Origin of the sequence: Streptosporangium sp. NPDC049248 (assembly GCF_040678965.1) — a bacterium.
GTDB lineage: Bacteria > Actinomycetota > Actinomycetes > Streptosporangiales > Streptosporangiaceae > Streptosporangium > Streptosporangium fukuiense.
Genome location: NZ_JBFAQY010000006.1, coordinates 126,902 through 138,245, shown reverse-complemented (window position 1 = coordinate 138,245; position 11,344 = coordinate 126,902). Strand labels below are relative to the sequence as shown.

The following is an 11,344-nucleotide window of genomic DNA, read 5'->3' as shown; positions in this document are numbered from 1 at the left end:
CATGACAACTGATCACCAGTCGATCTGACCGCTCGTGCGAACCGGGCCGGACCCCGGTCACGGATCCGTCCGGCCGCTGGTACGCAGCCCCCTGGCGGAGACCCGTTCGTGCAGACCGAAGCGGGGCTCGGGCTCCCTGGCGCCGTCCAGGATCTCCGCGACGTACTCCGCCAGGGCAGGGGCGTGCTTGAATCCGTGCCCGGAGTCGCCGCCGAGTAGCCAGGCGCCGTCCTGTTGCCGCGCGATGACCCACTCGGCGTCGCGGGTGAGGGTGTACTGGCAGGCCTGGCCCAGCAGTACGGGCGCCGCGGCCAGGCTCGGGAACCTGCGCCGCAGGTAGGCCCGGACGACCGCCTCGCCCGACGGCGAGATCCGCCGGTCACCGGTCTCCGGCTCGTACGGCTCCCCCTCGGCGTCCGACGTCGCCTTCATGCCGAGTCCGTCGATGTCGCCGTGCCCGTAGATCGAAGCGTCGTAGTCGCCCCATGCCGGGGTGTCCCACGGGTCCTGGACCGCGAAGTGCAGCGCGTCCTGCTTGGTCACCTGGAGATCCACCAGACCGGGAAAGAGCCGGGGCAGCCACGCGCCGCACGCCCAGACCACCCGATCGGCCCTGAGCACCTCGTCGCCGATCCGGACCGCATCGCCGTACGGCTCCGCGCGCCCCCTGAGCAGGGTGACCCCGGCCGCGCGGGCGAGCCCGGCCGTGACCTGGGTGGCCCGCCTGGCCCTGACGACCCCGGCCTCCGGTTCCCAGAGCGCGAACTCCAGGTCGTCGCCGCGGAAGTCGGGGAAGGCGGCACCGGCCCTGGCCGGGTCGTGGATCTCGTACGGGATGTCGAGCCGGTCGAACACCCCGGCGCTCGCCCTCTCCCAGCCCTGGTCCCGGCGGGCGAACCAGTACGCGCCCGTCTCGGCGTACAGCTCCTCGCCGGTCCGCGCGCCCAGGTCCAGCCAGAGCTCGCGGGCCCGCCTGGCCATCCGGGCGTACCACTCGTCGGTGCCGTGCGAGGCGCGCAGCAGCCGGGTCTCACCGGCGCTCGCCTGCCGCAGGTGACCTGGCTGGTACTGCTCGACCAGGGTCACCCGCCACCCCGACTCCGCCAGCCGGAGCGCCAGCGACGTCCCCCAGATCCCCGCCCCGACCACGACCGCCGACCTCATCGAGCCCCCTCCCCCGGCCCCGCTCCACCGCGGGTCGTCCGAGCTCACGCTAGGTCCTCGCCCGTACGGCGGGCACACCGCCCTCGGTGCCGGAGGGCACCGGGGGCGGTATGCGGTGCCTCGGGCGCCCCTTCCGCGCCAGGGGCACCGGTAGGCGGTCCTTCGGCAGGGGACGTACCGGCCGGTGCCGGGGCGGCGGCGATAATCGGGGGCATGGTTCCAGCCCAGTGGGTGTCCTAGATGCCGGCCGAATCCTCGCAGACCCTGGAGCGCGGCCTGCGGCTGCTCCGCCTGCTCGCCGACGGGCGCCGGGGTCGTACTCCCACGGAGCTGGCGGCCGAGCTGGAGCTGAGCCGCCCGGCGGTGTACCGCCTGCTCACCACCCTGCAGGGCGAGGGCTTCGTCCGCCGGGACGACGCGGGGCGGGTCCACCTGGGCTTCGGGGTTCTCGTCCTGGCCCGTGCCGTGCAGCCGCTGCTCCGGGAAGGCGCCCTGCCCACCCTGCGCGGGCTGGCCGAGGAGGTGGGCGCGACCGCGCATCTGACGGTGGCCGAGGGCGACGAGGGCCTGGCGGTGGCGGTGGTCGAGCCCTCCTGGACGAACATGCACGTCGCCTACCGCGAGGGGTCCCGCCACCCGCTGACCAGGGGTGCCGCCGGGCTGGCCATCCTCGCCCTGCGCGAGGGCCGCGCCGGCTACCAGGTCTCCGAGGGGCAGCTCCAGGAGGGCGCCCGGGGCATCGCCGCCCCGGTGCCCGGCCTCCCCTGGCTGGAGGCATCGGTGGGCGTGGTCGCCTTCACCCCCCTCGACCGGGACTCCGTCGGCCCCCGGGTGGCCGCCGCCGCCGCCGAACTGTCCGGCTCGCTCGCCTGACGGACCGGTGGAGTGATCCCTTTCCCCACGCCCGCCGCCGCCTGCCCTCAGGCACCGCGGGGGCGCCGGGTCCGGGACAGCAGGGCCTCGGTCGCGCGCCTGGCCTCGGGGGAGGCGAACAGCCGCGCGGACAGGTCGACCATCTCCTGGTCGAGCTCGTCCATCCGGGCGCGCATCGGGGCGGTGATCAGCGCCTTGGCCTCGCGCAGGCCCTGGGGGCTGCCCAGCAGCAGGTCCGCCAGGTACGCGTCGACCGCGGCGTCCAGCTCGGCCTCGGGCACGGCGCGGGTCAGCAGCCCGGCCCGCTCGGCCTCGGCTCCGCCGAAGACCCGGCCGGTCAGCAGGTAGTCGGCGGCGGCCCGGTCGCCGAGCCGGGGCAGCACGGTGAGGCTGACCGCGGCGGCGGCCAGCCCGAGGCGGACCTCGGTGAGGGCGTAGCTGCTCTCCAGCGACCCGACGGCGACGTCGGCGGCGGCGACCAGGCCCAGGCCGCCTGCCCGGACCGTGCCGTGCACCCGCGCCATCACCGGCTTGGGCATGGTCACGATGAGGCGCTGCACCTCGACGACACCCTCGACGATCGGGGTCATCGCGCCGGAGCGCACCGCCGCGAGGTCGGCGCCGGAGCAGAACGAGGGGCCGTTGGCGCGCAGCACGACGACCCGGACGGCATCGTCGGCCGCGGCCCGCCGCAGCAGTGCGGTCAGCTGGTCCAACAGCGGACGGGACAGCGCATTGCGGTTGGCGACCGAGTCCAGGGTCAGCGCGGCGACACCGCGCTCGCGGTCCGCGTGGTATCCGACCAGCGTGGGTCCGGCGCCGGGGATCCCGGGGGCGTTCATCGGGGCGCCCTGGGCAGACCCAGGCCCACGGTGGCGATCAGCTCGCGTTGGATCTCGCTCACGCCACCGCCGACCGGCAGCTTCAGCTCGGTCTTGAACGCGTGGTCTGTGTCGCGCAGCACGGCGGCGGTCAGCTCGTCGGCGGGGTCGCCGTACCGCTGCACCAGCTGTGCGATCCGGGCGCCGGCCTCGACCAGCCGTTCGGAGTTGTACAGCTTGTTCACCGAGGCGTCGGCCGCGCCCAGCGTGCCGGTTCCGGTGTCGGCGACGATCCGCCAGTTGAGCAGTTCGTTCGCGGTGACGATCGCGTCGAGCTCGGCGAGCGCCCGGCGCACCTCGGGCAGGTCGGCCATCCGGCGCCCTCCGCCCGGCCCGCCCAGCGGCGTCTCGGCGGCCCAGTGCCGGAGCCGGTCCAGGTGTGCCTGGATCTTGCCGGCCGGGCCGACGATGAACCGCTCGGAGTTGAGCTGGCTGACCACCACCGACCAGCCCTTGTTCTCCTGGCCGATCAGCCGGTCCGCGGGTACCCGGACGTCGTCGAAGTAGACGGCGTTGACCTGGTGCGAGCGGTTCAGCGTGCGGATGGGCGTCCAGCTGAAGCCGGGCAGGGCGGTGTCGAGCAGCAGGATCGAGATGCCCCGGGTGCGCGGCTCCTCGGGGTTGGTACGGCAGGCCAGCCACAGGTAGTCGGCGGTGTGCGCGCCCGAGATGAACATCTTCTGGCCGTTGACGAGGTAGGAGTCGCCGTCGCGCCGGGCGGAGGTGGTCAGCGAGGCCAGATCGGTGCCGGAGCCGGGCTCGCTGTAGCCGATGGAGACCTGCAGGTCGCCGGCGAGGATACGCGGCAGGAACTCCCGCTGCTGCTCCGGGGTGCCGAACTCCTGGAGTGCCGGGCCGACCGAGTAGACGGTGACCAGCGGATAGGGGACCTCGTACCGGAAGGCGGTGCTGACCACGATCTGGTCGGCCATCGGACCGAGGCCCCGGCCGCCGTGCTCCACCGGCCAGCCCAGGCCGAGCCAGCCGTCGCGGCCCAGCCTCCGGGACACCGCCCGGTACGCGGGGCCGAACTCGTCCTCGTGCAGCTGGGCACGCTCCTGCTCGGTCACCACGCCGGCGAAGTAGGCGTCCGCCTCCCGCTGGAGCTCGCGCTCCTCGGGGGTCAGGTCGATGTACACGGTGGTGTCCTCTCTCAGCTGACCCGGGCGGAGCCGGCCGCCGCGTCCAGACATGCCTCGGTGCCGCCCAGGAACTGGCCGAGGGCGAGCCCACCGGTGACGTACCGGTGCAGCGGGTGATCGATGTCAAGGCCGGTGCCGCCGTGCAGGTGCTGGCAGGTGAGCAGCGCCGGGATGGCGTCGTGGCAGACCAGGTAGCAGGCGGACGACAGGCTGCGCCGGGCCTCGGCGGTGCGGCCGGTCGCCAGCTGCCAGGCGGCGGCCAGGTAGGTGTTCTCCAGGATGCGCTGCGCCGTGAAGACGTCACCCATCTGCATGGTGACCGCCTGGAACTGGGCCAGCGCGCGGCCGAACTGCTTCCTTGCCCTCACGTGCGCGGCGGTCAGCTCCATGGCGCGCTCCAGCAGGCCGGAGGCGGTGGCGGCCACCCCCAGCAGCGCGGACAACTCCAGGTGTCCGGCGGCCTCGGCGGCCAGGGCCGGCCCGCCCAGTAGTGCGTGTCCGGGCACCGCCACCGCGTCCAGGGCGATCCGGGCGGTGGGCACGTGGTCGGTGACCGGGTGCGCCGCGGCGGCCAGCCCCGGGGCGGCGGCGTCCACCACGAAGACCCCGGCGGTGCCGTCCTCCGGTCCGCCGATGATCCGCGCCGGGACGAGGATGGCCTCGGCCCGCACTCCGAACGGGACGTAGGTCCGCACCCCGGTCAGCCGATGGCCGCCGTCGTACGGCTCGGCCGTCACGTCCGTGTCCAGGACCCGGCCGCCACCGGGCCCGCGGACCGCGCCGGTCACCAGGGCACCGCCCTTGGCCACGCTCCCCAGCAGGTCCCGGTGCTCGGCGCCGCCGTACCTGGCCAGGGTGTGCAGGCCGTAGGCCAGTACGGGCAGCGCCGGAACCAGGCCACCGTACCGGGCCGCCTGCCGCAGCACGGCGGCCAGCACCACAGCGTCGGCGTCGGTGCCGCCCAGGTCCTCGGGGAGGAACGCCTCCAGGACGCCGGCCTCGGCCAGGCCATGCCACGCCTCCTCGGAGTACCCGGCGGCCTCGAAGTCGGCCGAGGCGATCCGCTCGTCCGGCAACCCCCGGGCGAGCAGATCGCTCGTCAGTCCGCTGAGGGTCTCCGCCGTCTCGTCCAGTCGGAAGTCCACGTCGATTCCTCCTAGGCCTCGTCACCGATCCGCACCGGGAAGCGGACGTAGCCGATGTCACCTGCGGAGGTGAACAGGCCGCGCTCCCTGGCGTGCGGGGAGTCCGCCAGCTCCAGCGGCGACAGCACCCGCATCACCGGGACGTCGGCGGCCTCCAGCGTCTCGGTCAGGGACTTGACGTCTCGGCCACGCACCGCCGCGGCGATCCTGGCGTTGATCTCGCGGGTGTTGCGGCGCCGGTCCCCCAGGGTGGCGGTGTCCAGGCCGGACAGGTCCAGGTCGAGAGCGGCGACGGTGCGCTGCCAGAAGTGCTCCTCCAAGGCGGCGATGCTCAGGTACTCGCCGTCGGCGGTCTCGAAGACGCCGTAGGCCGGACGGGTGAAGACCGCCTCCCTGGCCTCCCGCAGCGAAGCGCGGCCGTCGGCCTGGAGCTGGCCGATCACCATGTTCATGCCGTGCGTCAGGCAGTCGGTGATGGAGACGTCCAGGTGGCGGCCCCGGCCGGTGTCCTTGCGGGTGAGCAGTGCGGTGAGGGTGGAGCTGAGCGCGTACACCGCCCCCAGCAGGTCGCCGACGGGGGCGCCGACGCCGAGGGCGGGCGGGCCGTCGAGCTCGCCCATCAGGCCGAGCAGTCCGGAGGCGGCCAGGTAGTTGAGGTCATGGCCGGGTATCCGGCTCAGCGGCCCCTCCTGCCCGAAGCCGCTGATGGAGACGTAGATCAGGCCGGGGTGCCGCTCGGCGAGCGCGCCGTACCCGAGGCCGAGCCGGTCCATGACGCCCGGGCGGAAGCCCTCCACCAGCACGTCGGCCCCGGCCACCAGCTCCGCTGCGCGGGCCAGGCCGTCCGGGGTCTTCAGATCCAGGACGTGGATCCGCTTGCCGTCGTTGAGCACCCGGTAGGTGCCCGGATGGGTGGAGAGGGCACCGTCCCTTGCCGGGCGCTCCACCTTGTCGATCTCGGCGCCCAGGTCGCGCAGGCACCGGGTCAGGAACGGGCCGGGGGCCAGTTCGGAGAAGTCGATGACCTTCAGCCCCACCAGGGGCAGCCCCTGCCCTGGCGGTTCCGACGCCGGCGGCCCGGTGCCCGTCGTCTCGTCACGTTCCACGTTCCACCCTCCAGCCGGCCGCGATCGACTATCATCACGACCTTTCGTGCATATATTCGATATTTCGCTATAAGCGCCGACGGGAGCGACCGTCGGCCGATCACACCTGGGCGGTCGGCCGGATCACGATCCTGTTCAGCGCCACCTCGCGGGGGCGGGTCACCACGTACCCGACGGCGTCGGCGACGTCGTCCGCGGACAACCGGACGACGTCACCCATCGCCTTCCTCCGCTCGGCCAGCACCTCCGGGCGAACGTGGTCGGCCAACTCGGTGACGGTGGCACCGGGTTCGACCAGCGCCACCCGGACCCGCCGCCCGGCCAGTTCCTGGCGCAGCGACTCGGAGAAGGCGGCCAGCCCGGCCTTGGTCAGGGCGTACACGCCGTTGCCGGCCCGCGCTCCCGCGCCCTGACCGGCCACCGAGCCGATGTTGACCACGTCGGCCACCCGGCGCGGCGCGGACTCCGCCGCGGCCAGCAGGTGTGGCAGGGCCGCCCGGGTCGTCGCCAGCACGGCGCGGAGGTTGAGGTCGAGCATGCGCTCCCACTCCTCCTCCGGCGCGTCCGCCACCGGGCCGAGCAACATCACCCCGGCGTTGTTGACCAGGACGTCCAGCCGCCCGTACGCGGCGACCGCGTCCTGCACCGCACCGGCGGCCCGGGCCGGATCGGCCAGGTCCCCCGGGAGGGCGACCGCATCGCCGCCCAGGCCGGTGATCTCGTCGCACAGGTCGCGGAGCCGGTCCTCCCGGCGCGCGACCAACGCCACCGCGGCCCCGGAGGCGGCCAGCCGGAGGGCGGTGGCCCGCCCGATCCCACTGCTGGCCCCGGTGACCAGGGCGACAGCGCCCTTCAGTTCGTCCGCCACGGTGCTTCCTCCGCCGTTTCCCGGTCTCTCGGATCCGGCACGTCTCTCAGTCCAGGGACTCGCCGATGGCGGGCACGCTGCGATAGGCGACCCACCGGGTGATCCGGGCCTCGGCGTCGAAGGTGCCCGCTCCGGCGAAGGATGACCGGATCGGCCCGCCCTCGGACTCCCGGACGATGCCCTCGATCAGGCAGCGGTCGTCGGCGACGAAGAGCGTCTGGATCTCGTGGAACCACTTCCTGGTGCCGCGCCTGCCCTTGAGCAGCGCCCGCACCGCCTCCCGCCCGATGACCTCGGCCCGTTTCGGGCTGTCCGGGTCGAAGGGCGGGTGGGAGTAGAAGGCGTCGTCGGCGAACAGGTCGGCCACCGCGTCGAACTCGGAGTTCTCCAGTCCCTTCACGTAGCCGAGCACCGTCTGCCGGATGGCGTCGCGGGAGGGGTAGGCCGTGGTGGTGCCCGCGGTTCCAGTGGTCTCCGTCATGGTTCTCCTTCCGGGCCGGGCGCGGGCGACCGCGCACCCGCCGGTTCGGGCTGCGAGCCCGGCATCGTTTCGGGGTTTCGCATGGTCGTACGACAGGTCGGAGTACATCCGATGCACCAGGCCGGCGGTTGCCGCCTGGAAGCCAGTATTCGGCTGACCGTAAGTAGGTAACGGTCAGCGGTTGGCGGGATGGGTGCTCGGCAGCGGGGACACCACGCCGATCCCGCCGTCGACCGGGATCTCCGCGCCGTTGACGTACCCGGCCAGATCCGACAGCAGGAAGAGCACCACCGAGGCGATGTCGTCGGGGAAGCCGCAGCGGCGCTGCGGGACGACCGCCTCCACCGCGCGCACCGCCTCCGCCGGCGGGTTCGGCGTCCCGCCCGAGCCCAGGATCCGGCCGGCGACGACGGCGTTGGTCCGGACTCCGTAGGGCCCGAACTCCTGGGCACAGGCCGTCGCCAGGTGGTGCACGGCCGCCTTCGCCGTGCCGTACAGCCCCAGCCGGGGCGTGTTGGCGGCCCCGGCCAGCGAGCCGACGAACACCACGCTGCCGTGCCCGAGGGCGGCCAGCCGCGGGATCGCGACCTGGGTGAGCAGCAACGGGTGGCGCAGCACCAGGTCGAACTGGCGGCGCATCGACTCCTCGGTGCCGTCGGCCAGCGGCTCGGCGAAGGAGACCCCGACCACGTCGACGATGCCATGGAAGCCCTCGCCGAACAGCTCCTCGGCCCGATCGAACACGGCCGTCAACTGCTCCCGGTCGGTAACGTCGGCGGTCATCGCCTCGCCACCGCAGCGCGCCGCGGTCTTTTCCGCGCGCTCGCCGTCCAGGTCCGCGCACAGCACCCGGCCCCCGGCCTGCGCGATCGCGTCGCAGACCGCGCCGCCGATGCCGTCACCGGTGCCCAGCACCACGTACCCGCGGCCGTCGAGCCGGAGCCGGCCCGGATAGTCGGGCCTCGCCTCCCGGGCGTACGGCCCCGGGGCCATCAGAACTCCTCGCAGTACGGCCGGATGTCCATTTCCTGGGTCCATGCGGTCCGGGGCTGCACGGCGACCTGCCAGAACGTCTCGGCGATCTGCTCGATGTCCACCATGCCGTCCGCCGGGCGGCTGTCCTTGGCGTGCGGGAACGCCGAGTTGAGCCGGTCGCCGTCGATCGGGCCGTGCACGATCACGTTCGCGACGTGCACGTTACGCGGGCCGAACTCACGGGCCAGCGCCTGGGCCACCGCGCGCTGCCCGAACTTCGCCGAGGCGTACGCGGCGAGCTTGGGCCGGGCGATCAGGCCGGAGACGGAGCCGGTGAACATGATCACTCCGCCGCCGGAGGCCGTCATCCGCCGGGCCGCCTCCCGGCCGGTGATGAAGGAGCCCAGGCAGTTGGTGCGCCAGACCGACTCGAAGAACTCGGTGTCCATCTCCAGGATGCCGGGCTTCCACTGCGAGCCGCCGGCGTTGTAGGTGGCGATCGCCAGGGTGCCCAACTCGTCGACGACCGCCAGCGACTCGCGCAGGCCCTCCTCGGAACCGGCGTCGCCGACGACGGCGGTGGCCCGGCCGCCCGCGGCCTCGATGTCCTCGGCGACCGCGGTGACCTTCTCCTTGGTGCGGCCGGTGACGACCACGTGCAGGCCGGCGGCGGCGAAGCGGCGGGCCACGGCCGCGCCGGTCCCCTGCCGGGCTCCCACCCCGACCACCCAGGCCACCGAGCCCTCGGGCGGCGGGCCGCCGTGGACCGGCCACCCGCCGAACCGCTGTGCCTCTTCTGTCGGTGGCGCCATCCTCATGCCCTTCTCTGGTCACTGCCGTTGCCGATGCGTACCGGATGCGCCGTCCCGCGGAAGGTCCATGGGCGGGCGCTGTCCGGGCCCGGCGGCCCCGGCGGGGTCGGCCGGCCCACACCCGCGCGTATCCTCAAGCGTCACGGCTCGCCCTCATCGGCCAATCATGTAACTTCGTGGAAATCTACGATATTTCGCATACATGCCGCAAGGGTCACCTGTCGCCAGATCCCCTCTTGTTCGACTTCATGCCGCATATCGTTGCTTCCGATCGCGCCAGCAGTGACGCTCACCCGTGGAATCCTGCGAAATACCGTAACTACGACGTCGCAGCCTTGCCGGAACTCCCGCCGCCCGGCCCGCCGGCTTGGGACACCCCGCCCGACGGGCGACCCCACAGTCCGCCCGCTCGTTACGGACGCCCCCAAAGCATTGGCCAACACCACGAAATACCGTATAGTGCAACAGCAGTTCGCAATATAGCCATCCAGGTGGCCGTCCTGCCGCCCGGTACCGCACGCATGACCGCCGACACCGGCGATGAATCGCCGTGCCCGCCTCGTAGAGCCTGCACGGAGCACACAGAGGAGGCCAGATCTCGCATGGCAACCGATCTCGCGGCGTCACCGCAGAGCCGGAGCATCGCCGAGGAGGCGATGCTCTACCTCACGTCGCACCACCCCGACCGCGGAGAGATCACCGCCGACCCCTACCGGTTCTTCGACCGGCTGCGTGAGCACGCGCCGGTCTACCGGACCGCGCAGGGCCCGATCCTGGTGACGTCCTACGACGCCACCCAGCAACTGGTGAAGGACCGGCGATGGAGCCGGGAGGAGATGGACGGCAAAGAGGGCGTCACCCCGACGCAGCAGATCTTCCTGGAGAGCCTGGCCTTCCGCGACCCCCCCGACCACACCCGGCTGCGCGCCGTCGTCTCCCGGCTGTTCACCCCCCGGGCGGTCGAGCAGAACCGGCAGGACGTCAGCGAGATCGTCCAGGAACTACTCGACGGGCTGCGCGACCGGGCCGAGTTCGACTTCATCCAGGACTTCTCCTACAAGGTGCCGCTGCGGCTGATCTGCCGGCTCGTCGGCGTCCCCCCGACAATGGAGGACGACTTCCTGGCCTGGGGCGAGGCACTGCACGGTTCGCTGGAGCCACTGGCACAACCCGCCGACGTCGCCGCGCGCCGCGAGGCCACCGCCGCGGAGTGCTTCGCGTACTTCGAGGAGCTGATCAAGGAGCGGCGGGCCAACCCCGGCGGGACCGACATCATCTCCCAGCTCATCCAGGCCTCCCCCGGGGAGATCACCGACCTGGAGATCATCGCCAACTGCATGCTGCTGCACTCGGCCGGGTTCAGCACCACCAAGAACCTGATCGCCAACGGCATGCACCTGCTGCTCACCCACCCCGGGGCCTATGACGACCTGCGGGCGAACCCGGACGTGATCCCGTCCGCGGTCGAGGAGATGCTGCGCTACGAGGGTCCGGCCCGTAACAGCCTGTGCCGGATCGCCCCCGAGGAGATGGAACTCGACGGCGTGCGGATCCACAAGGGCGAACACGTGTACGCGATCCTGTCGGCGGCCAACCGCGACCCCGCGGTGTTCGAGGACCCGCATCGGTTCGACATCCGCCGCGGCAACTCACGGCACGCGACCTTCGGCGGCGGCATCCACATGTGCCTGGGCGCGAGCCTGGCCCGGTTGGAGGCCCAGGTGGCCTTCGCTCATCTGGCCGCGGCACCGCGACTGGCGCTGAACACCGACCGGGTCGAGTGGCTCGGCTCGTTCCTCACCCGCGGCATGGCCGCTCTCCCGGTGCGCTGGGCCTGACCGCCCGCGGCCACCCGGCCGGGGACGGCCAGGTGGCCGGACATCGGACGCTCGACAAT

The 11,344-nt window shown here is 72.9% G+C and carries 11 protein-coding genes; 2 read left to right on the top strand and 9 right to left on the bottom strand.

Annotated features, from left to right (window positions below; translation table 11 throughout):
* Nucleotides 1–57 precede the first annotated feature (57 nt).
* Nucleotides 58–1,164 carry an FAD-dependent oxidoreductase gene (locus AB0K21_RS14150; RefSeq protein ID WP_343974816.1) on the bottom strand — a complete coding sequence of 369 codons (1,107 nt, stop codon included), beginning with the start codon at nucleotides 1,162–1,164 and terminating at the stop codon, nucleotides 58–60.
* 240 nt (nucleotides 1,165–1,404) lie between these two features.
* Here AB0K21_RS14150 and AB0K21_RS14145 point away from each other — a divergent pair, with 240 nt between their 5' ends.
* On the top strand, nucleotides 1,405–2,037 hold the full coding sequence (locus AB0K21_RS14145) for a helix-turn-helix domain-containing protein (protein ID WP_364149864.1): 633 nt from the start codon (nucleotides 1,405–1,407) through the stop codon (nucleotides 2,035–2,037).
* Nucleotides 2,038–2,084: 47 nt separating this feature from the next.
* On the opposite strand, the gene AB0K21_RS14140 is transcribed toward AB0K21_RS14145, so the two are convergent.
* From AB0K21_RS14140 to AB0K21_RS14105, 8 genes are all read right to left on the bottom strand, one after another.
* A complete protein-coding gene (locus AB0K21_RS14140) occupies nucleotides 2,085–2,879 on the bottom strand; it encodes an enoyl-CoA hydratase-related protein (RefSeq protein ID WP_364149862.1) in 795 nt (264 codons plus the stop codon).
* Nucleotides 2,876–4,057: an acyl-CoA dehydrogenase family protein gene (locus AB0K21_RS14135; RefSeq protein WP_343974825.1), complete on the bottom strand. Its 1,182-nt coding sequence runs from the start codon at nucleotides 4,055–4,057 to the stop codon at nucleotides 2,876–2,878. Before AB0K21_RS14135 ends, AB0K21_RS14140 begins: the two co-directional genes overlap by 4 nt.
* A 14-nt stretch (nucleotides 4,058–4,071) precedes the next feature.
* A complete protein-coding gene (locus AB0K21_RS14130; RefSeq protein WP_364149860.1) occupies nucleotides 4,072–5,205 on the bottom strand; it encodes an acyl-CoA dehydrogenase family protein in 1,134 nt (377 codons plus the stop codon).
* Nucleotides 5,206–5,216: 11 nt separating this feature from the next.
* A complete protein-coding gene (locus tag AB0K21_RS14125) occupies nucleotides 5,217–6,311 on the bottom strand; it encodes a CaiB/BaiF CoA-transferase family protein (protein WP_364149858.1) in 1,095 nt (364 codons plus the stop codon).
* A gap of 100 nt (nucleotides 6,312–6,411) precedes the next feature.
* Nucleotides 6,412–7,179: an SDR family NAD(P)-dependent oxidoreductase gene (locus AB0K21_RS14120; RefSeq protein WP_343974831.1), complete on the bottom strand. Its 768-nt coding sequence runs from the start codon at nucleotides 7,177–7,179 to the stop codon at nucleotides 6,412–6,414.
* A gap of 46 nt (nucleotides 7,180–7,225) precedes the next feature.
* Nucleotides 7,226–7,660, bottom strand: coding sequence for a nuclear transport factor 2 family protein (locus AB0K21_RS14115; protein ID WP_343974834.1), 435 nt, complete (start codon nucleotides 7,658–7,660; stop codon nucleotides 7,226–7,228).
* A gap of 174 nt (nucleotides 7,661–7,834) precedes the next feature.
* Entirely contained in the window at nucleotides 7,835–8,653 is an 819-nt protein-coding gene (locus tag AB0K21_RS14110) for an SDR family oxidoreductase (protein WP_343974837.1), read from the bottom strand.
* Nucleotides 8,653–9,447, bottom strand: a complete 795-nt coding sequence (locus tag AB0K21_RS14105) for an SDR family NAD(P)-dependent oxidoreductase (RefSeq protein WP_343974840.1) — start codon at nucleotides 9,445–9,447, stop codon at nucleotides 8,653–8,655. The genes AB0K21_RS14110 and AB0K21_RS14105 overlap by 1 nt, the downstream gene beginning before the upstream one ends.
* 602 nt (nucleotides 9,448–10,049) lie before the next feature.
* On the opposite strand from AB0K21_RS14105, the gene AB0K21_RS14100 reads away from it, so the two are divergent.
* Nucleotides 10,050–11,285, top strand: coding sequence for a cytochrome P450 (locus tag AB0K21_RS14100; RefSeq protein WP_343974843.1), 1,236 nt, complete (start codon nucleotides 10,050–10,052; stop codon nucleotides 11,283–11,285).
* Nucleotides 11,286–11,344: the final 59 nt, after the last annotated feature.

Excerpts from the sequence above, each read along its gene's own strand:
- AB0K21_RS14115 (WP_343974834.1), bottom strand. The coding sequence starts at position 7,660 with ATGACGGAGACCACTGGAACCGCGGGCACCACCACGGCCTACCCCTCC.
- AB0K21_RS14100 (WP_343974843.1), top strand. The coding sequence starts at position 10,050 with ATGGCAACCGATCTCGCGGCGTCACCGCAGAGCCGGAGCATCGCCGAG.
- AB0K21_RS14105 (WP_343974840.1), bottom strand. The coding sequence starts at position 9,447 with ATGGCGCCACCGACAGAAGAGGCACAGCGGTTCGGCGGGTGGCCGGTC.
- AB0K21_RS14145 (WP_364149864.1), top strand. The coding sequence starts at position 1,405 with ATGCCGGCCGAATCCTCGCAGACCCTGGAGCGCGGCCTGCGGCTGCTC.
- AB0K21_RS14150 (WP_343974816.1), bottom strand. The coding sequence starts at position 1,164 with ATGAGGTCGGCGGTCGTGGTCGGGGCGGGGATCTGGGGGACGTCGCTG.
- AB0K21_RS14140 (WP_364149862.1), bottom strand. The coding sequence starts at position 2,879 with ATGAACGCCCCCGGGATCCCCGGCGCCGGACCCACGCTGGTCGGATAC.
- AB0K21_RS14110 (WP_343974837.1), bottom strand. The coding sequence starts at position 8,653 with ATGGCCCCGGGGCCGTACGCCCGGGAGGCGAGGCCCGACTATCCGGGC.